The following is a 17833-nucleotide window of genomic DNA, read 5'->3' as shown; positions in this document are numbered from 1 at the left end:
CCAAGCACGCGGACGGCCGGCAATGCGCCGGAGCGTCGACAATAGGAATATGCGAATTCTCGTGGTCGAAGACGATGCCGGTATTGCCGCGGGCCTGCGGACCAATCTGCAGCAACGGGGATATGCGGTCGATGTGTGCGACACGGTAGCGTCCGCCTGGATGGTGCTGTGCAGCGAGCCTTTCGACCTGGTCCTGCTCGACCTTGGCCTGTCGGACGGGGACGGCGGCGATCTGTTGCAGCGTATCCGGCAGGTCAAAAGCGCCGATGGCCGGCTGCCGGATCCGCTGACACCGGTGCTCATCATGACGGCGCGTGACCAGGTGGCCGACCGTATCTCGGGGCTGAACCTGGGCGCCGATGATTACCTCGTCAAACCCTTTGACCTGGATGAACTGGAAGCCCGCATGCGCGCGCTGCTGCGCCGCGCCGCAGGCCGCGCCCATCCCTTGCTGGTCCATGGCGAGCTGGTGATTGACCCCGCTGCCCGCACCGTGCTGCGCGCCGGCCAGGGGGTCGAGCTGGCGCCGCGTGAATTCACCTTGCTGCTGTTGCTGCTGGAATCGCGCGGCCGGGTCCTGTCGCGCCAGCAGCTGGAAGCGCGCCTGTACAACTGGCAGGACGCCGTGGGCAGCAATGCGGTGGAGGTGCATGTCCACCATTTGCGCCGCAAGCTGGGCGAGGGGCTGATCCAGACCCTGCGCGGCGTGGGTTATTTCATACCGCAGGATGACCGGGCATGAAGCGGTCGGCGAACCGGCAGGCCTCGCTGACCCGCCGCCTGCTGCTGTGGGTGCTGGCAGCACTGTTCCTGGTCTGGGGCAGCTTCATCGTGGTCGGCTACCGCACCGGTATCCATGAAGCGGCCGAGCTGACCGACGGGAACCTCGTCGGCACGGCCGCCCTGATGATCAACCTGAACCTTCCGCAGTTCATCGAGACTGCGCACGAAACGGACCGGACGGCCAGTCCCGCACTGAAAAGCCACGACTACCAGCCCTCGCTGAGTGTTGTCGCCTGGGACGCCAGCGGGCGATTGCTGAGCCGCTCCGGGGAAGCGCCGCTGCCGCGCTTTGCCAGGCGTGATGGTTTTGCGGATCTGCAGCTGGGCACGCCGGCTGTGGCCTGGCGAAGCTTTTCGCAATGGGACAGCACCGGCAGCCGGCAGGTGATGGTGCTGGTGAAGGCCGAGGAGCGAGACGAGCTGGCCGCTGACCTGGCGGGCCAGGTCGCCGAACCCGGCCTGTGGCTGCTGCCGGTGGTGGCGCTGGCGCTGGGCGCCGCCATCTGGCGCGGGCTGCGCCCGCTGCAGGCCCTGTCCCGCGACGTGGCCGAACTGGAGGTCGACAAGGCCGGGCGCCTGCAGGCCCGCCATCCCTACCGTGAATTCAATTCGGTGGTCCTGTCCATCAACCGGCTGGTGGGCCAGCAGCAGGCGGCACTGGAACGGGAGCGGCAACTTGCCAGTGAGATCGCCCATGAATTGCGTACCCCGCTGTCCTCCATTGCCCTGCAGGCCGCTTCGCTGCGAAATTCCCTGCCCGAGCAGGCCCGCGAGGAAGCGCTGCTGCAAATCAGCGCCGACGCGATGCGGGCCGGCCATGTCATCACCCAACTGCTCGCGTTGGCGCGTGCCAGCCGGGCCGATCTGCAGCAGCAGATGAGCCTGCTGGACCTGGGCGCATGGGCCCGGCAGGTGGTGGCTGCTTATGCGCAGGCAGCATGGAAAAGCGGGCACCAGTTGAGCGTGCACGGCGACGAAGGGCTGCAGGTGCTTGCGCACCCGCTGTTGCTGGAGCTGGCGCTGCGCAACCTGATCGACAACGCCCTGCAGCACACCCCGGGTGGCACCGCCGTGTCCGTCCAGTGGGGCGCCGGCGCCGGGCGGGCATGGCTGGAGGTGTGTGATGACGGCGCCGGCAGCAGCAACGGCCAGAGTGCCCGGCCACGCTCCACCGAGCGGCTGGGGCTGGGGCATAAAATTGTGGGCCGCGTCATGGATATCCATGGCGGCAGCTTTGCGCTGGCGCCCGCCGCCACTTCCGCAGCTTCCACTGCTTCTGCGACCGGCGGACGCTGCTACCGCCTGACTTTTGTCGTCCCTGACCTACACAAGCCGCCCTCCGGCAAACGGTAGAATCGAGCCTTTGGTTACTTCGCGGTTACAGCCCCTGAATGCAGCGCCTGCGCTGTCTGGCCATCCGCAGGACCCACCGTTTTTTACAGCGTTTTAACTTTCTGGGGATTCGAACATGGCACTCGTTTCGATGCGCGAGCTGCTGGACCATGCGGCAGTCAACACGTATGGCATTCCGGCTTTCAACGTCAACAACCTTGAGCAGGTCACCGCCATCATGCAGGCGGCTGACGAAGTCAACGCCCCGGTGATCATGCAGGCCAGCGCCGGTGCGCGCAAATACGCCGGCGAGGGTTTTCTGAAACACCTGATCCAGGCCGCCGTCGAGAGCTTTCCGCACATCCCCGTGGTGATGCACCAGGACCATGGCCAGAGCCCCGACGTGTGCCTGGGCGCCATCAAGCTGGGCTTCAGTTCGGTCATGATGGACGGCTCGCTGATGGCCGACGGCAAGACCATTGCCGACTACGACTACAACATTGACGTCACCCGCAAGGTGGTTGAAATGGCCCATGCCACCGGCGTCTCGGTCGAGGGCGAACTCGGCTGCCTGGGCAGCCTGGAAACCATGCAGGGCGACAAGGAAGACGGCCACGGCACCGATGCCGTCATGACGCACGACCAGCTGCTGACCGACCCTGAGCAGGCCGCCGATTTCGTCAAGCGCACCCAGCTGGACGCGCTGGCCATTGCCATCGGCACCAGCCACGGCGCCTACAAGTTCACGCGCAAGCCCACCGGTGACATCCTGGCCATCGAGCGCATCAAGGAAATCCACCGCCGCATCCCCAACACCCACCTGGTGATGCATGGCTCGTCCAGCGTGCCGCAGGACCTGCTGGCCATCATCCGCAACTACGGCGGCGACATGAAAGAAACCTACGGCGTGCCCGTGGAAGAAATCCAGAAGGCCATCAAGTTTGGCGTGCGCAAGATCAACATCGACACCGACATCCGCCTGGCGATGACGGCTGCCACGCGCAAATTCATGGCCGAAAACCCCAGCAAATTCGACCCGCGTGAATGGCTCAAGCCGGCCACGGCCGCCGCCAAGGCCATCTGCAAGCAGCGCTACATCGAGTTCGGCTGCGAGGGCCAGGCCAGCAAGATCAAGGGCGAGAGCCTGTCGGTCGTGGCAGCCAAATACGCCAAGGGCGAACTGGCCCAGGTCGTGCACTAAGCCAGCTTCGCCCTTTCCCGCCCTTTCCCGCTTCTTCCGGATTGGCGATAATCCAAAGCCCGTGCATGCCTTGAGCCGCGCGGGCTTTTTCACTTTTCCACCCACCAAGACCTTCAAGCGATGACTGCTGCGCTCCATACCTCCGCCCTGACTTCCCTGCCCCTGCTCGCCCGCGGCAAGGTGCGCGACAACTATGCCGTGGGCAAGGACCGTCTGCTGATGGTGGCCAGCGACCGCTTGAGCGCGTTCGACGTCATCCTGGGCGAGCCGATTCCCGGCAAGGGCGCGCTGCTCACCCAGATGGCGCTGTTCTGGTTTGCCAAGCTGGGCCACATCTGCCCCAACCACCTCACGGGCGAGGCGCCTGAAAGCGTGGTCACGGCCGCGGAGCTGCCCCAGGTCACCGGCCGGTCCATGCTGGTCAAGCGCCTGAAACCCCTTCCGGTGGAAGCCGTGGTGCGCGGCTACCTGGCCGGCAGCGGCTGGAAGGAATACCAGGACAGCCAGTCCGTCTGCGGCGTGCCCTTGCCGGCCGGCCTGAAAAACGCCGGCCAATTGCCGGAACCCATCTTCACGCCGGCCGCCAAGGCCGAGGTCGGCGAGCATGACGAGAACATCAGCTACGAGCAGGTGGAGAAGGTGGTGGGTCCCGAGCTCGCCGCCCAGATCAAAAAGATCAGCATCGAAATCTACAAGACTGCGGCGGCCTTTGCGCTGACCAAGGGCATCATCATCGCGGACACCAAGTTCGAGTTCGGCCTCGATGAAAACGGCACGCTGACCCTGATGGACGAGGTGCTGACGCCCGACTCGTCACGCTACTGGCCCATCGAGGGCTACGAAGCCGCCTACGCCGCCGGGCTAAACCCGCCGAGCTATGACAAGCAGTTCGTGCGCGACTGGCTGGAGGCCGTGCGCATCAACGGCAAGCCCTGGGACAAGACCCCGCCCTCGCCGCACCTGCCGCCCGACGTGATTGCCAAAACCGCGGCCAAATATCAGGAGGCTTTAACCCGCTTGGCGGGTTAAAGAGCCCCCCCTGTCTCGGCTCACTTCGTGTAGCCGGAACCCCCAAGGGGGGCGGCGCCTGCGGCCGGGCAAAGCCCGTTCCGCGGCCCCTGCTTAACAAGACATCAAACCCAGTGGGGGCAAGGGTCCGGCTTTGCCGGCCCTGGGCGACCGCCCCCTGCAAGGGGGGAGGAGGCCGAAGGCCTCCACGGGGGTTAACTCAACACTATGCTGCTCAGGCGGCGCCGGTAGGTGGCCACCGTCGGGTCCTCGGGCGGAATCTGCCCGTCGGCCACCTTGGGTTTGGGCGCTTCCATGATGTCGAGCACGGCGATGTAGGTTTTGCGCGCCAGGTCCTCGTTCCAGCTTTTGTCACGCATCAGGATCTCCAGCAGCTCGTCCAGCGCCCCGGTCCAGTGCTGTTGGGCCATCAGCCAGCGGGCCTTGTCAAAGCGGGCTTCAAAGTCCCGCTTGTTGGTGGCGATTTTTGCATCAAATCCGGCGGATGCGCTTTCTCCGAGTGCATTAATCGCTACAAAATCAATAGCATCCATCCAGCGTTTGAGCGAGTCAAAGCGCCGCACCACCGACGTTTGGCTAATCACCGGTGCAAAAGCCACCTTGGCGTCGTCTTCGTGTCCCAGGGTCAGCAGCAGCTTGACGTAGTCAAAGCGGGCGTTATGGTCGGCGGGGTCGGTCGCCACGGCATGCTGCAGTTTTTCGAGGATGGCGGCGGGGTCTGTGCTTTCTTCTTCGAGTTGAAGCTCCTGCTCTTCAGGCTGTTCCTCCGCCGGCGGCAAATGCTTGTCCAGAAACTCCTTGACCTTGCCTTCGGGCAGGGCGCCGGCAAAGCCGTCCACCGGCTGGCCGTTCATCATCAGGATGCAGGTGGGAATGCTGCGGATGCCGAAGGCGGCACCGAGTTGCTGCTCCTGGTCGGAATCGATCTTCACCAGCTTGAAGCGCCCGGCGTAGGCCTGCTCGACCTTTTCCAGGATAGGCCCGAGCGACTTGCAGGGGCCGCACCAGGGCGCCCAGAAGTCAATCAGCACGGGGGTGGTCATGGAAGCGGCAACGACTTCCGCTTCAAAGTTGGCAAGGGTGACGTCAATCATGATTCGGCAAAAAAAGGGGGATTAAAAGGATGTTTTCAGCCGGCGGGCGGCTTGTCAAATGCTTTGTTGCGCGCACCCGGTCGGGGGCCATCGACAGCAGGCCAGACGATAGCACGCGTCGGGGCATGGGCCCGAGCCCTTAAAATCATGGGTTCCGGGCACGCAGCCGCCCGCAGACTCTTGGCTTGAAGGTCCACTATGACAACGCACAATCCGGTCCGCCCCCTCGTGGGTGTGGTGATGGGCTCCAGCAGCGACTGGACCACCATGCAGCATGCCGTGCAAATCCTCCAGCAGTTCGGCGTGGCGCACGAGGCCCGCGTGGTGTCGGCCCACCGCATGCCCGATGAGCTGTTTGCCTATGCCGAACAGGCCGCCGGGCGCGGCCTTCAGGCCATCATTGCCGGTGCCGGCGGTGCGGCCCACCTGCCCGGCATGCTGGCCGCCAAAACCGCGGTGCCCATCCTGGGCGTGCCCGTGGCCAGCAACCACCTGCAGGGTGTTGATTCGCTGCACAGCATTGTGCAGATGCCCAAGGGGGTACCGGTGGCGACGTTTGCCATCGGCAATGCCGGTGCGGCCAACGCAGCGCTGTTTGCGGTGGCCATGCTGGCAACGCACGACAAAACCCTCGCCGACAAGCTGCAGGCTTTCCGCGCAGAGCAGACGGCCGCTGCGCGCGCCATGACGCTGCCTCCCGCATGAGCCCGGCACCGATGTTGCCTGTGCTTCCCGGTACGGTGTCGGCCGACGGCCACCCGGCCACGCTCGGCGTCATGGGCGGCGGCCAGCTGGGCCGCATGTTTGTGCATGCCGCCCAGCGGCTGGGCTACTTCACCACCGTACTGGATCCGGACCCGCACAGCCCGGCTGGCTATGTGAGCCACCACTTCATCCAGACCGCCTACGACGATGCCGACGGGCTGGCGCAGCTGGCCGCGCAGTGCGATGCCATCACCACCGAATTCGAGAACGTGCCCGCCCAGGCCCTGACCGCGCTGGCCGCGACGCGCCCGGTGGCGCCGGGCGCCGCCGCCGTGGCGATTGCCCAGGACCGCATCGCCGAAAAAGACCACTTCGTGGCCTGCGCCGGCATCTCGGGCGTGAGCTGCGCGCCCTTCGCCGTGATCGACAGCGCGGCCGCGGTCGAGGCGGTGCCCGATGCCCTGCTGCCCGGCATTTTGAAAACCGCCCGCCTGGGCTACGACGGCAAGGGCCAGATGCGCATCAGGACCCGCGAGGAGCTGCTGGCCGCCTGGACCGCGCTCAAGCAGGTGCCCTGCGTGCTCGAACAGTTGCTGCCGCTCAAGGCCGAATGCTCGGTGCTGGTGGCACGGGGCTGGGACGGCAGCATCGTCAGCTTCCCGCCGCAGCGCAACGTGCATGTCGACGGCATTCTGGCCGTGACCCATGCTTATGCGTCAAACATGCCTTCGTCCCTTGCCGTACAGGCGCTTGCAGCGACTAAATCCATAGTGGATCATGTGGGTTATGTCGGTATTTTGTGCGTCGAGTTTTTCGTGATTGACGACGGCAGCGAGCACGGCGCGCTGGTGGTCAATGAAATGGCGCCGCGCCCGCACAACAGCGGCCATTACACGCTGGACGCCTGCGATGTTTCGCAGTTTGACCTGCAGGTGCATGCGATGGCCGGCCTGCCCCTGCCGCAGCCGCGCCAGCATTCGCCCGCCATCATGCTCAATCTGCTGGGCGACCTGTGGTTCGATGCCCAGGGCAAGGAGCACACACCCGACTGGCAGGCCGTGCTGGCGCTGCCCGGTGCCCATCTGCACCTGTACGGCAAGCTGCACGCGCGTGCGGGCCGCAAGATGGGCCACCTCAACATCACGGGTGCCGATGTCGCGGGCGTGCAGGCCACGGCGCGCAAGGCGGCCGCCATCCTCGGCTTGCCGGGCCTCGAAGACCACTGATGATCCTGCCCGGCGCCGACCCGCAGTCCGTTCTTGAAGCCGCCCGCCGCATCCAGGCCGGCGGGCTGGTGGGTTTTCCGACCGAAACGGTGTATGGCCTGGGCGCCGATGCCTCAAGCGACCAGGCGGTGGCGGGCATTTTTGCCGCCAAGGGCCGTCCCGCAAACCATCCGCTGATCGTGCATGTGGCCGATGCGCGGCAGGTGGCCGATTACGCCAGCAGCGTGCCGCCGTTTGCGGCCCGCCTGATACAGGCCTTCTGGCCCGGGCCGCTCACTGTGATATTGCCGCGCCGGGAAGGTGTGGCCGCAGCCGCTGCCGGTGGCCAGGGCTCGATCGGGCTGCGCTGCCCCTCGCATCCGGTGGCGCTGGCTTTTTTGCAGGCGTGCACCACCGGGGTGGCCGGGCCGAGCGCCAACCGTTTTGGCCGCGTCAGCCCCACCACGGCGCAGCATGTGCAGCAGGAGTTTGGCGACAGTCTGCTGGTGCTCGACGGCGGACCGTGCGAGGTCGGCATCGAGTCAAGCATTGTCGATTGCACGCGCGGCCGCCCGGTGCTGCTGCGCCCCGGGGTGCTCACGCGCGCGCAGCTCGAGGCCGCGTGCGGCGAGCCGGTGCTGGACAAGGACGAACTGGCGCGGGAAGCGGCCGGCCTGGGTGATGCGCCGCGCGCCTCCGGCACGCTGGAAGCACACTACGCGCCCCATGCCAAGGTGCGCCTGATGGACGCCGGCGCGATACAGACCGCGCTGGATTTGCTGGGCGCAGACGCCGCCCACATCGCGATCTATGCCCGCAGCATCGTGCGCATCAAGTCCGATCAGGTGCTGTACCGGCGCATGCCGGACGACGCAGCGGCAACCGCGCAGCAGCTGTTTGCCGTGCTGCGCGACTTTGACGCCAAGGGCGTGAAACTGATCTGGATTGAACACCTGCCCGCCACGGCAGCGTGGGACGGTGTGCGCGACCGGCTGGCACGCGCTGCTGCCAGCTGAAGGAGCACGGGCCTAATCCTGTGTACCCGCGTCCACCCATTGCAGGTAGTCAGCGGAGCCGGCGGTGATGGGAACCTGCACGATCTCGGGTGTCTCGTAGGCATGGTGCGTGCGAATAAATTGCGCCAGTGCCTCAAACCTGTCCTGGCGCGTCTTGATGGACAGGCTGTATTCGGGCGAGCGGCACAACTCACCTTTCCACACATAGAAACTCTCGATCGGCTGCATCTGGACACAGGCGCCCAGTCGCGCCTCGACGATCTGGCGCGCCAGGGTTTCGGCCTGCGCCAGATCGGCCGTCGCGGTCAGCACGATGCAGTAGGGCGTGGCGCCCTGCGTTCCGGTTTGCTTCGCAAGCGCCATGCTGGCCTCCCGAGGTGTGCGGTTGACTGTCCGGCAAACAGATCCGCCGGGTGCCCGAAATTCAGGCAACGCACCGGCGACCCGCGCCAAATGGCATTGTGACCTGCTTGTGCGCCGGTCATCAACAGGCTTGTCCACACCAGGCTGGAATAACTTCAAGGGTTCCGGCGGTACCTTAATTTCATGCCGAGGATGGCCAGCGCCAGGGCCAGCGTCACCGCATTGGCGATCACGATCGGCCAGGCGCGCAGCAGCAGGCCGTAGGCCAGCCACAGCGCCACCCCGATCGCAAAAAAGCTGTACATGCCCAGTGAGACGCCCCGGACATCGCGCGTTTTGAAGGTCAGCCAGGCTTGCGGCAAAAAGCTCAGGGTGGTCAGGCAGGCGGCCAGGGCGCCGACCAGATCGGTCACATTGATCGACGGGGTCATTTGCTGCCTTCCTTCACCGCCCAGTTCACCAGCGCTTCCAGGGCGGGCCGTGCGGCCGGCGCATTCGGATGGTTGACGATGGCCACCACCACCAGGCGCCGGCCGCTCGGCGTGTGCACATAGCCGGCCAGCGCATTGGCGTCGCGCAGCGAGCCGGATTTCAGGTGGGCCCAACCCTGCGACACGCGCGATTTGCTGCGCCTGAGCGTGCCGTCCACGCCGCTGATCGGCAGCGAGGCCATCAGCTCGGGCATGGCGCCCGAGACATAGGCGGTCTGCAGCAGCCGCGCCAGCCCCTGCGGCGTTGCACGCTCCAGCCGCGACAGGCCTGAGCCGTTGTCCAGCACCGGCATGTCCTGCTCGCCAAAGCGCTCGCGCCACCAGCTGCGCAGCACCTCGCGCGAGGCCTCGTTGCTGGCCACATAGTCCTGGCCGCCCGCGCGTGGCTGGCCTGGTACGCCCTGCACACCCTGTACCAGGCTGAGTGTCAGGAACAGCTGCTGCGCCATCACGTTGTTGCTGTATTTGTTGATGTCGCGAATCACCTCGGCCAGCGTCGGCGACACCACCTCGAAGGCCGGTTTCACGCCCAGGGGCGCGCGGCCCTCGCGGACCCGGCCGCCCAGGCGCCCGCCCATGTCCTGCCACAGGCCCGCCACGGCCCGCTCCGCGTAGCTCGCCGGGTCGATGTAGGCCACGGGCCAGACCTTTTCGCCGCAGCCTGCCGGGTAGCTGCCGCTGAAGGTGATGCGAAACGGGTCGCTGAAGTCGGCCTTCAGCCGTCCCCGGTAGTCGCCGCATTCCAGCAGCGAAGCGCCTGCACCCTGGCCCGCCGACAGCGGCACGCTGGCCTGCATCTGCACATTGGCCAGGGGCGGCTCAAAGCTCACGCTGGCGATGCCGCTACCGGGATGGGGCGCAAAGGTCATCACCACCGATTTGTAGTTGATCAGCAGCGCGTCGGGCGCGGCGTTGTAGGGCCGCAGCGGTTCGCCGTCAAAGTCGCCCGGGTTCTGCGCGGTGAGGGCAAACGCGCTGCGGTCGAGCAGGATGTCGCCGGTGATGCTCTTGATGCCCAGGCCCTGCACCCGGCGCAGCAGCAGCCACAGCCGCTCCAGCACCAGCTTGGGGTCGCCCCTGCCCTGAATGATGAGGTTGCCCTGCAGCACACCGTCCGCGACGGTGCCGTCGACATACACCGGTGTGTTCCAGGTGAATGACGGGCCCAGCAGTTCCAGGGCGGCGTAAGTGGTCACCAGCTTCATGACCGAGGCCGGGTTCATGGCAGCGTTGGCGCGCCAGCTCAGCAAGGGGGCGGACTGGCCGGTCTGGCCATTCAGGGCCGGTGCGGCATCCACCACCACGGCGGCCAGTGCGTCGCGCGGCACCTTGGCCTGCGCCAGCAGGGCAGCCACTTCGGGGGGCAGGGCCTGGGCCGTTGTCTGGGCGGCGGTGGGGATGCTTGTCAGGCTGGCCAGCCCGGCCAGCAGGCCGGCAGCCAGGTGCGCCGTCAGGCGGGCGCGGGATGGGTTGAAAAGCATCAGGCGATTATCTGCGTTGGCCCGCGCCGTCACCAACCCTGCAAAACCCCCGCCAAAGCGCCAGGCCGGATAATCAGGGAATGCGTGTTCGTCGCCGGCAGCCTGCCAACCCGGCTGGCAGGTGCCAGGGCCGAACAGGCGCAACGATATTAACTATGATTTTGATAGCTACTTCTGCCCCCAATATTTGGGACTGGGCCTTGTTTGATGTCTGAAGTTCGGAAATTCCTGGCGTTTGACACCAGCACCGATCGCATGTCGATTGCGCTGACGGATGGCGTGCGCGTCTGGCAGCACAGCGGCGCGGGTGGCGCACAAGCCTCGGCCACGCTGATTCCCGCGATCCTGGCGCTGCTGGCCGACGCGGGCCTGGCGCTGGGCCAGCTGGATGCGATTGCCTTTGGCCGCGGCCCCGGCTCCTTCACCGGCTTGCGCACGGCCTGCGCGGTGGCGCAAGGCCTGGCGTTCGGCGCCAACGGCGGGGCCGGCATGCCGGTCTTGCCCATCGACACGCTGATGGCCGTGGCCGAAGAGGCCCGTTTCCAGCAGCATCAGGCGGCCGGCAACCCTTCCGGCGCGTCCTCCGTCCTGCGGGTGACGGCGCTGCTCGATGCGCGCATGGATGAAATGTATGTGCGGAGCTATGAATTCCACGGGGATGCCTGCGCGCCGCTGGGTGAGTGCGAGCTGATACGGCCGGAAAACCTGGTGCCGGAGCCGGCCACCGGCTTGTGGGCCGGGAATGTGTTCGGCGTGTATGCCGACCGTCTGCCCGCGGGGCTCGCGTCGCTCACCCGGCTGGAGGCCCTGCCCACCGCCGCGGCCATGCTGCGGCTGGCCCCGGCCTTGGCCGCCGCCGGGCATTGCGTGGATGCCGCGTTGGCCCTGCCGCTGTACGTTCGCGATAAAGTAGCGCTTACCACCGACGAGCGGGCCGAGGTCAAGGCCCGGGCGGCGCTGTCGGCCCTGTCGGCCGCCAGCCTGGCCCACCCTGCCTGAAACCCGCTTGCAGTCCTTCATGAACGCTGTTTTCAAACCCCTCGAAGCCCAGTTCGAAGCCATGACGCCCGCGTGGCTGGAGGCGGTCGTGCGGGTGGAAAAAAGCGCTTACGACCACCCGTGGACGCAGGGCAATTTCACCGATTCGATCAATGCAGGCTACCAGGCGCAGCTGCTCACGGCTGGCGAACACGTCGTGCTATCTGCCGCGGGCGCGCCGCAAAACGAGTTGCTGGGCTATTTTGTGGCCATGAAGGGTGTGGACGAGGTGCACCTGCTCAACATCACCGTGGCCCCTGCCCATCAACGTCAGGGCTGGGCGCGGGTGATGCTGGACGCGCTGGCCCTGTGGTCGCGGGGGCAGGGCGCCCAGTGGCTGTGGCTGGAAGTGCGCGTGAGCAACGTGCGCGCCCAGGCCGTTTATGAGCGCTATGGTTTTCGCCATGTGGGCACGCGCCGCAACTACTACCCGGCCGCAGCGTCGCGGCGCGAGGACGCCATTGTCATGAGTCTGGCCCTGTGAGTTCCATCGCGAGGACCCTCCGATGAGCCTGAGCCTCGACAAGCGCCAGCGCGCCATGTTGCGCGAAATGGGCGTGCGGGTCTGGCTGCCCCAGGCGCCGGTCCAGCCACCTGTGGAGGTCGACGTCGAGCCTGCCATGGCTGCGGTGCTTCCTCGTGCCGAGCTGGCGGGGGCTGCGGGCCATCTCCCTGCCGACAAGCCGAACAGGCCGGCGGTGGTGCGAGACGGTTTCGTGCCCGCGCAAGCGCCCCAAGTTCCCCAAGCCCCGGCATCCCAAACATCCCCGGCACCCCGCACCGAGGCGCAGCCCGGCAGCGGGCCGGCGGGCTGGCGCCTGGGGGCCCCGCAGGCGCTGTATGCCGAGGGAGCCCAGGCGCAAGGTGCGCGCTGGCTGGTGCTTGCCGAAACGCCGGCCGCGGCCTTGCAGGCCGAGCCCTTCTCCCCCTTCCTCGGCGATGCCGGAAAGCTGCTCGACAACATGCTGCGTGCGGCCGGCCTGAACCAGGCCGGCGTCGTGCTGCTGGCGCCGCTGGTCCGGCTGGCGGCTTCCGGCACGGCGGCTACCGGCCTGCAGGCGGCGCTGGCGGATTTGGCGGCCCATGCGCTGCCCGATGTGGTGCTGGTGATGGGCCGCCTGGCGGCGCAGGCGGTGTTGCAGTCCACCGAACCCCTGGGCAGGCTCCGGGGCCAAGTGCACCGCGTGCAGGGCGCGAACACCATCGTGACCTATGACGCCACCTACCTGCTGCGCAACCCCGCCGACAAGGCCAAGGCCTGGGAAGACCTGTGCCTGGCCATGCGCCTGGCCGGTGGCGCTACAACCTCCCGACCCGGCTGATTTTCAGCCTGTCTTTCCGGGTTCGGGCGAGCGGCCGGGCATCAGCACCGACGCGATGGCCGCCACCATCAGCACCACGGCGGTCCAGTCCTGCCAGTGCAGCACTTCGCCCAGGCCCAGCGCGCCCGAGAAAACCCCCAGGACGGGAATCATCATCACGCTCAGGCTGGACGCGACCGGCGGCAGGGCGCGCGCCAGCGTGAACCAGGCGGCATGGGCAAAACCGAAAATCAGCACGGCGTTGTAGGCAATCGCGGCCCAGGTCTGCGGCGACGGCGCCCGCCACTGGGCCTGTTCGAACGCCAGGCCCAGGGCTGTCATCACCACGGCCGTCATCACGGTCATCCAGAAAGAAAGGGTCAGGGTCGCGGCAGCGATCGTCGTGTTGCGCAGCCTCTGCGTGCCGAAGGCCCACACCGCGGCGGCCACCAGCGCGCACAACACACCCAGCGGCCGGCCCGACAGGTGGATCAGCTCGGTCCAGAGCAGCAGGGCCACGCCGAGAGCGGCCGCCGCCACACCCAGCCAGTGGCGCGGCTTCAGGCGTGTGCCAAAAAAACAGGCGCCGAGCAGCGCTGAAAAAATCGGCATGGTGTAGCCCAGGATCGCGGCGCGTCCGCTGCTCAGGTTTTTCACCGCCAGGATGATCAGCGCATGCCAGACAAACATGTTGGCAAACGCCAGCCAGAACAGTTCGCGGTAGTTGCCTTTCGGCACATGAAAAGGGACTCTCAGGAGCACCATGGCCAGGCCCAGCACCGGAATGCCGAGCCAGATTGACATGGCGCGGAACGTCAGCGGCGGAAAGCCGGTCACGCCCGCTTTCATCACGGGCCAGTTCAGGCCCCAGGCGAGCGTCAGGAGGGCAAGGAGCAGGAGCTGCTGGCGATTGAGTTGCATGCGGATGCGTCGATGTACTGGAGGGCCGGCGCTGATGAACGTCGGATGGGTGGGTGGGTGTGGATTGTCCCGGTTTTTCCAGCCCAGCAGGGGCCGCGGGACTGGCTTTGCCAGACCGCAGGCGCAGCGGCCCCCTCGGGGGGCAGGGAGCTACACGCAGTGAGCGACCGTGGGGGCCACACTTCTTACAATAGGCCCATGACCTTCCTCGACATGCTGGGCGCCGCAGAACGCCAGAACAACTCCATGCTGTGCGTGGGCCTGGACCCGGAGCCCACCAGATTCCCCGGCAGGCTCCAGGGCGACGCCAACAAGATCTACGACTTTTGTGCCGCCATCGTCGATGCCACCGCCGACCTGGTGATCGCCTTCAAGCCGCAGATCGCCTACTTTGCCGCGCACCGGGCCGAGGGCCAGCTCGAACGCCTCATGGAGCACATGCGCCGCGTGGCGCCGCAGGTGCCCATCATCCTTGATGCCAAGCGCGGCGACATTGGCAGCACGGCCGAGCAGTACGCCAAGGAAGCGTTCGAGCGCTACGGCGCCGACGCGGTGACGCTGTCACCGTTCATGGGTTTCGATTCGGTGCAGCCCTACCTGAAATACCAGGGCAAAGGCGCCTTCCTGCTGTGCCGCACCTCGAATCCCGGCGGTGACGACCTGCAGAACCAGCGTCTGGCCAGCATCGACGGCCAGCCCTTGCTCTATGAACACGTCGCCCGCCTGGCCCAAGGTCCGTGGAACCTCAACGGCCAGCTCGGTCTCGTGGTTGGCGCCACCTATCCGGCGGAGATCGAGCGCGTGCGCAGCGTGGCGCCGACGCTGCCGCTGCTCATCCCCGGAGTGGGCGCGCAGGGCGGCGATGCGGTGGCAACGGTCAAGGCGGGTTGGCGTGCAGGTGCGTCCATCATCGTGAACTCTTCCAGGGCGATCCTGTATGCGTCGTCGGGAGAGGATTTTGCGGAGGCTGCGCGGCGGGAAGCGGTGAGGACGCGCGATATGCTGGAGGCGGCGCGCCTGGAGGTGTAAAGGGTGTAAGGCTTATACGTTTCCGGCCCATGAATAGAGGTTAAGGCCAGAGGTGCAGATGAGGCACAGATCGCTATCGGATTAGTAGCAATATGTTGCGTCATCATTGGGGCAAGACCTTTTTTACACGCCCGCGACCGGGAGGCCGGCCGGCTACTTCAACCAGCCACGCTTGCGGAAGTACCACATGGGCACCAGGGCACTGGAGACCATCAGCGCCAGCACGTAGGGGTAGGCCGCCGTACCGAGCAGGTCGAACTCGGGGAATTTCAGGTTCATGCCGTACAGGCTCGCGATCAGCGTGGGCGGCAGCAGCGCAACGCTGGCGACCGAGAAGATCTTGATGATCTTGTTCTGGTTGATGTTGATGAAACCGACCGTGGCATCCATCAGGAAGTTGATCTTGTCGAACAGGAAGGCGGTGTGTGAGTCGAGCGAGTCAATGTCGCGCAGGATTTGACGCGCCTCCTCGAACTGCTCGGCATTGAGCATCTTGCTGCGCATCATGAAGCTGACCGCGCGGCGCGTATCCATCATGTTGCGGCGGATGCGGCCGTTCAAGTCTTCGTGGCGCGCAATGGCGCCCAGCACTTCGCCGGCCAGGGCGTCGGTCACATCGCCTGACAGCACCTGGGTGCTGACTTTTTCCAGCTCGACATAAATGCCTTCCAGGGTGTCGGCGGAGTATTCGGCATCGGCGTCAAACAGCTTGAGCAGCACTTCCTTGGCGTCTTCAATCAGCCCCGGCGCGCGCCGCGCGCGCATGCGCAGCAACCGGAACACCGGCACATCCTCGTCGTGGATGGAGAACAGCACACCCTTGCTTTTCAGGTCGTCATTCACCAGGTTCAGGATGAAGGCCACCCGCACCGTGCGCGGCTCCGCCTCGTCGGCAATCAGAAAGTCGGAGCGGATGTGCAGCTCGCCGTTGTCTTCTTCATAGAAGCGGGCGGACTCCTCAATGTCCTCGTCCATCGCGTCTTCAGGGATGGACAGGCCGTAGTACTGCTTGATCCAGCGTTTTTCTTCCAGGGTGGGGGATTCCAGGTCCACCCAGATGGGCTGGAATTTGGAGAGTTCTTCCAGGGACTCGATCTCTTCCTGGAACAGCCGCCCGTTGGCGAGCGTGAAAATATTGAGCATGACTGACTGCCTATCGGTTCAAGGGCCGGCGCAAGGAGCGCGTGCGCCTTGGGCAAAGGGGGGTGAGTGGCGCTATCGCTTTCAACCCCCCAACGACACTTCAGGTCAGTCTGCGGTGTTGAAAGCTAGCGACTAGGGCTGCTTTCCAAGGATTTCTCCGTAATGAATCAGCGGCGATTATGGCATTTCAAAACCGATTTATCTACCGCCCGCCAGGCCGAAAAAAAGCCATCAGTTCGTCTTTGCGGGCATAGGCATCCTGCTCGCCCAGCGCCATCAACGCCCTGACAAAGCCCGGCTCGAACAACAGGTAGCTGGCCAGGGCTGCGCCGCCCGGACTGCCTTTGGCGCCGAGCGCGCCCAGGCCCGCCAGCGCGTTGTATGCGCCTGTGGGCAGCTCGCTGGCATGCGCCTGCGCCAGTGCGTCGAGCGACTGGGACGGAGCCATCGCCAGTACCTCGACGGGCCGGTAAGGCAACAGCGCGGCGATCTCCCGTGGCAGCTGGCGCATGGTTTTGCTCACCCGCTGGGCTTGCTCCACATCGGCCTGCAGCGTGTCCTGGAAGACGCTGGCCATGGCGTGGCCGGCAATGGCGCCCAGGGTGGGTCTGCCGCTGATGTTCGGGCCATTGCCGCTGACGAAGGTGGCGCGCTCCGGCTGCCCGACCCCAATCACCAGTATCTTGCCGGCACCCAGGTGCAGGGCGGGCGACAGCGGCGAACTCTGGCGCATCGAGCCATCGCCGAAAAACTCGCGACGGCCATCCACCCACAGCGGTGTGGACGGAAACAGGAAGGGAAGGGCGCTGGAGGCCATCAGATGCTCGATGGTGATGGGCTGGAACTCGGCGCGTCGGCCCGGCCGGTTCCACAGATCGATCTGCCGGCCGGGGGCCATCTGGCAAAACGTCCAGTGCACCCCGCTGCTGTAGCTGGAGGCGGAGATGGCCAGCGAATGCAGCGTCTGGTCTTGCAGTGCCTGGTCAATCCGGTCCAGTGAAATGCAGCCATGCAGGGTGTCTACCAGCGGTGTGTTGTCCAGCAGCGAGTGCTGGGCGCGCACCTGCTGCGACAGGAACAGGGCCGCCGCAATCCGGCTCGAGCGTATCCACGTCGGCACGCTGAGCTTGTACACATGGGACGAGCGCAGGGTGGTCCAGAAGCTGGCCAGCTGGCCAAAGGCCCTTAATCCTTCGCCGGCATGGCTGGCGAGGAAGGTTGCATTGAGCGCGCCGGCCGACGTTCCCACCAGTATCTTGAAGGGAAACTGCTCGTTGAAACTGTCACCCTGAAGGCTCAGCATGGTGGACAGTGCATGGAGCACGCCAGCCTGGTACGCGGTACGCGCACCCCCGCCCATCAACACCAGGGCATTGAGTTCTTCTTTGGGGCCGGTCAGGCCGGAGAGGACGGTTTCTAGTGACATGCTGAGCCGATCGGTGCGAGCGTGATTGCCGAATATCCCATGGCTCACCCTCGCATGGAGCCTACATCACCCGGGCGGTGGTAAATGACAATTTGCAGGCGAACGACCCACTTGCCCCGTCACCGGGCTTGTCCTGGTTGCAACGGCGCCACGCCGCCATCCGCCGAGGCCGGATCGGGCTGCGGGAACCGCCGGACCCCGCAGACTCCAAAACCTGAGTAAAACCGGCGGTTATCCGACTTTTCCTGACCGTTCGGGCTTGATTGCGGCGGCAG

General features: G+C 65.9%; 18 protein-coding genes. 11 read left to right on the top strand and 7 right to left on the bottom strand.

The features are described from left to right. Positions 1 to 49: 49 nt before the first annotated feature. From AC1DS5_RS00980 to AC1DS5_RS00965, 4 genes are all read left to right on the top strand, one after another. Complete coding sequence (locus AC1DS5_RS00980) at positions 50 to 742, top strand: response regulator (RefSeq protein WP_477716376.1); 693 nt, start codon at positions 50 to 52, stop codon at positions 740 to 742. Continuing rightward, the gene (locus AC1DS5_RS00975) at positions 739 to 2136 is read left to right on the top strand and encodes a histidine kinase dimerization/phospho-acceptor domain-containing protein (protein ID WP_477716375.1); all 1398 of its coding nucleotides are present in this window, start codon (positions 739 to 741) and stop codon (positions 2134 to 2136) included. The genes AC1DS5_RS00980 and AC1DS5_RS00975 overlap by 4 nt, the downstream gene beginning before the upstream one ends. Positions 2137 to 2251: 115 nt before the next feature. After that, complete coding sequence (gene fba / locus AC1DS5_RS00970; protein WP_011485500.1) at positions 2252 to 3316, top strand: class II fructose-bisphosphate aldolase; 1065 nt, start codon at positions 2252 to 2254, stop codon at positions 3314 to 3316. Positions 3317 to 3436: 120 nt separating this feature from the next. Then, positions 3437 to 4345 carry a phosphoribosylaminoimidazolesuccinocarboxamide synthase gene (locus tag AC1DS5_RS00965; protein ID WP_477716374.1) on the top strand — a complete coding sequence of 303 codons (909 nt, stop codon included), beginning with the start codon at positions 3437 to 3439 and terminating at the stop codon, positions 4343 to 4345. 194 nt (positions 4346 to 4539) lie between these two features. On the opposite strand, the gene trxA is transcribed toward AC1DS5_RS00965, so the two are convergent. Continuing rightward, positions 4540 to 5439: a thioredoxin gene (gene trxA, locus AC1DS5_RS00960; protein WP_477716373.1), complete on the bottom strand. Its 900-nt coding sequence runs from the start codon at positions 5437 to 5439 to the stop codon at positions 4540 to 4542. A gap of 198 nt (positions 5440 to 5637) precedes the next feature. Between trxA and purE the strand changes: the two genes are divergently transcribed. From purE to AC1DS5_RS00945, 3 genes are read left to right on the top strand one after another with little or no spacing between them, the layout of a single operon-like run. After that, positions 5638 to 6144 carry a 5-(carboxyamino)imidazole ribonucleotide mutase gene (gene purE / locus AC1DS5_RS00955; protein ID WP_477716372.1) on the top strand — a complete coding sequence of 169 codons (507 nt, stop codon included), beginning with the start codon at positions 5638 to 5640 and terminating at the stop codon, positions 6142 to 6144. Further along, the gene (locus tag AC1DS5_RS00950; RefSeq protein ID WP_477716371.1) at positions 6141 to 7370 is read left to right on the top strand and encodes a 5-(carboxyamino)imidazole ribonucleotide synthase; all 1230 of its coding nucleotides are present in this window, start codon (positions 6141 to 6143) and stop codon (positions 7368 to 7370) included. Before purE ends, AC1DS5_RS00950 begins: the two co-directional genes overlap by 4 nt. Beyond that, positions 7370 to 8365, top strand: a complete 996-nt coding sequence (locus AC1DS5_RS00945) for an L-threonylcarbamoyladenylate synthase (RefSeq protein ID WP_477716370.1) — start codon at positions 7370 to 7372, stop codon at positions 8363 to 8365. The genes AC1DS5_RS00950 and AC1DS5_RS00945 overlap by 1 nt, the downstream gene beginning before the upstream one ends. 12 nt (positions 8366 to 8377) lie before the next feature. On the opposite strand, the gene cutA is transcribed toward AC1DS5_RS00945, so the two are convergent. The 3 genes from cutA to dacB form a co-directional block, all read right to left on the bottom strand. After that, positions 8378 to 8728 (bottom strand): divalent-cation tolerance protein CutA, encoded by a 351-nt coding sequence (gene cutA / locus AC1DS5_RS00940; protein ID WP_477716369.1) that lies wholly within the window; start codon positions 8726 to 8728, stop codon positions 8378 to 8380. A 155-nt stretch (positions 8729 to 8883) separates the two neighbouring features. Beyond that, positions 8884 to 9159, bottom strand: a complete 276-nt coding sequence (locus AC1DS5_RS00935; RefSeq protein WP_477716368.1) for a SemiSWEET transporter — start codon at positions 9157 to 9159, stop codon at positions 8884 to 8886. Further along, on the bottom strand, positions 9156 to 10700 hold the full coding sequence (dacB, locus tag AC1DS5_RS00930; protein ID WP_477716367.1) for a D-alanyl-D-alanine carboxypeptidase/D-alanyl-D-alanine endopeptidase: 1545 nt from the start codon (positions 10698 to 10700) through the stop codon (positions 9156 to 9158). The genes AC1DS5_RS00935 and dacB overlap by 4 nt, the downstream gene beginning before the upstream one ends. A gap of 207 nt (positions 10701 to 10907) precedes the next feature. On the opposite strand from dacB, the gene tsaB reads away from it, so the two are divergent. The 3 genes from tsaB to AC1DS5_RS00915 are packed head-to-tail and all read left to right on the top strand — an operon-like array spanning position 10908 to position 13060. Next, on the top strand, positions 10908 to 11699 hold the full coding sequence (gene tsaB / locus AC1DS5_RS00925; RefSeq protein ID WP_477716366.1) for a tRNA (adenosine(37)-N6)-threonylcarbamoyltransferase complex dimerization subunit type 1 TsaB: 792 nt from the start codon (positions 10908 to 10910) through the stop codon (positions 11697 to 11699). Between the two features lie 19 nt (positions 11700 to 11718). After that, entirely contained in the window at positions 11719 to 12222 is a 504-nt protein-coding gene (rimI, locus tag AC1DS5_RS00920; protein ID WP_477716365.1) for a ribosomal protein S18-alanine N-acetyltransferase, read from the top strand. 22 nt (positions 12223 to 12244) lie between these two features. Continuing rightward, entirely contained in the window at positions 12245 to 13060 is an 816-nt protein-coding gene (locus AC1DS5_RS00915; RefSeq protein ID WP_477716364.1) for a uracil-DNA glycosylase family protein, read from the top strand. 3 nt (positions 13061 to 13063) lie between these two features. Here the strand turns inward: AC1DS5_RS00915 and AC1DS5_RS00910 are convergent, their stop codons facing one another. Further along, a complete protein-coding gene (locus AC1DS5_RS00910) occupies positions 13064 to 13960 on the bottom strand; it encodes a DMT family transporter (protein WP_477716363.1) in 897 nt (298 codons plus the stop codon). A 198-nt stretch (positions 13961 to 14158) separates the two neighbouring features. Between AC1DS5_RS00910 and pyrF the strand changes: the two genes are divergently transcribed. After that, positions 14159 to 14989, top strand: coding sequence for an orotidine-5'-phosphate decarboxylase (gene pyrF / locus AC1DS5_RS00905; RefSeq protein ID WP_477716362.1), 831 nt, complete (start codon positions 14159 to 14161; stop codon positions 14987 to 14989). Positions 14990 to 15142: 153 nt separating this feature from the next. Here the strand turns inward: pyrF and AC1DS5_RS00900 are convergent, their stop codons facing one another. Together AC1DS5_RS00900 and AC1DS5_RS00895 are read right to left on the bottom strand one after the other, a co-directional pair. Beyond that, the gene (locus AC1DS5_RS00900) at positions 15143 to 16132 is read right to left on the bottom strand and encodes a magnesium and cobalt transport protein CorA (RefSeq protein WP_477716361.1); all 990 of its coding nucleotides are present in this window, start codon (positions 16130 to 16132) and stop codon (positions 15143 to 15145) included. Between the two features lie 202 nt (positions 16133 to 16334). Then, the gene (locus AC1DS5_RS00895; RefSeq protein ID WP_477716360.1) at positions 16335 to 17558 is read right to left on the bottom strand and encodes a patatin-like phospholipase family protein; all 1224 of its coding nucleotides are present in this window, start codon (positions 17556 to 17558) and stop codon (positions 16335 to 16337) included. Positions 17559 to 17833: the final 275 nt, after the last annotated feature.

This window comes from Polaromonas sp. P4_H1 (assembly GCF_056400945.1).
The sequence above is the reverse complement of the archived record's forward strand: the minus strand, read 5'-3'. Positions and strand labels throughout refer to the sequence as shown.

Bases quoted from the DNA above. Each gene is read 5' to 3' on its own strand.
- AC1DS5_RS00980 (WP_477716376.1), top strand. From the start codon at position 50: ATGCGAATTCTCGTGGTCGAAGACGATGCCGGTATTGCCGCGGGCCTG.
- AC1DS5_RS00975 (WP_477716375.1), top strand. From the start codon at position 739: ATGAAGCGGTCGGCGAACCGGCAGGCCTCGCTGACCCGCCGCCTGCTG.
- fba (WP_011485500.1), top strand. From the start codon at position 2,252: ATGGCACTCGTTTCGATGCGCGAGCTGCTGGACCATGCGGCAGTCAAC.
- AC1DS5_RS00965 (WP_477716374.1), top strand. From the start codon at position 3,437: ATGACTGCTGCGCTCCATACCTCCGCCCTGACTTCCCTGCCCCTGCTC.
- trxA (WP_477716373.1), bottom strand. From the start codon at position 5,439: ATGATTGACGTCACCCTTGCCAACTTTGAAGCGGAAGTCGTTGCCGCT.
- purE (WP_477716372.1), top strand. From the start codon at position 5,638: ATGACAACGCACAATCCGGTCCGCCCCCTCGTGGGTGTGGTGATGGGC.
- AC1DS5_RS00950 (WP_477716371.1), top strand. From the start codon at position 6,141: ATGAGCCCGGCACCGATGTTGCCTGTGCTTCCCGGTACGGTGTCGGCC.
- AC1DS5_RS00945 (WP_477716370.1), top strand. From the start codon at position 7,370: ATGATCCTGCCCGGCGCCGACCCGCAGTCCGTTCTTGAAGCCGCCCGC.
- cutA (WP_477716369.1), bottom strand. From the start codon at position 8,728: ATGGCGCTTGCGAAGCAAACCGGAACGCAGGGCGCCACGCCCTACTGC.
- AC1DS5_RS00935 (WP_477716368.1), bottom strand. From the start codon at position 9,159: ATGACCCCGTCGATCAATGTGACCGATCTGGTCGGCGCCCTGGCCGCC.
- dacB (WP_477716367.1), bottom strand. From the start codon at position 10,700: ATGCTTTTCAACCCATCCCGCGCCCGCCTGACGGCGCACCTGGCTGCC.
- tsaB (WP_477716366.1), top strand. From the start codon at position 10,908: ATGTCTGAAGTTCGGAAATTCCTGGCGTTTGACACCAGCACCGATCGC.
- rimI (WP_477716365.1), top strand. From the start codon at position 11,719: ATGAACGCTGTTTTCAAACCCCTCGAAGCCCAGTTCGAAGCCATGACG.
- AC1DS5_RS00915 (WP_477716364.1), top strand. From the start codon at position 12,245: ATGAGCCTGAGCCTCGACAAGCGCCAGCGCGCCATGTTGCGCGAAATG.
- AC1DS5_RS00910 (WP_477716363.1), bottom strand. From the start codon at position 13,960: ATGCAACTCAATCGCCAGCAGCTCCTGCTCCTTGCCCTCCTGACGCTC.
- pyrF (WP_477716362.1), top strand. From the start codon at position 14,159: ATGACCTTCCTCGACATGCTGGGCGCCGCAGAACGCCAGAACAACTCC.
- AC1DS5_RS00900 (WP_477716361.1), bottom strand. From the start codon at position 16,132: ATGCTCAATATTTTCACGCTCGCCAACGGGCGGCTGTTCCAGGAAGAG.
- AC1DS5_RS00895 (WP_477716360.1), bottom strand. From the start codon at position 17,558: ATGTCACTAGAAACCGTCCTCTCCGGCCTGACCGGCCCCAAAGAAGAA.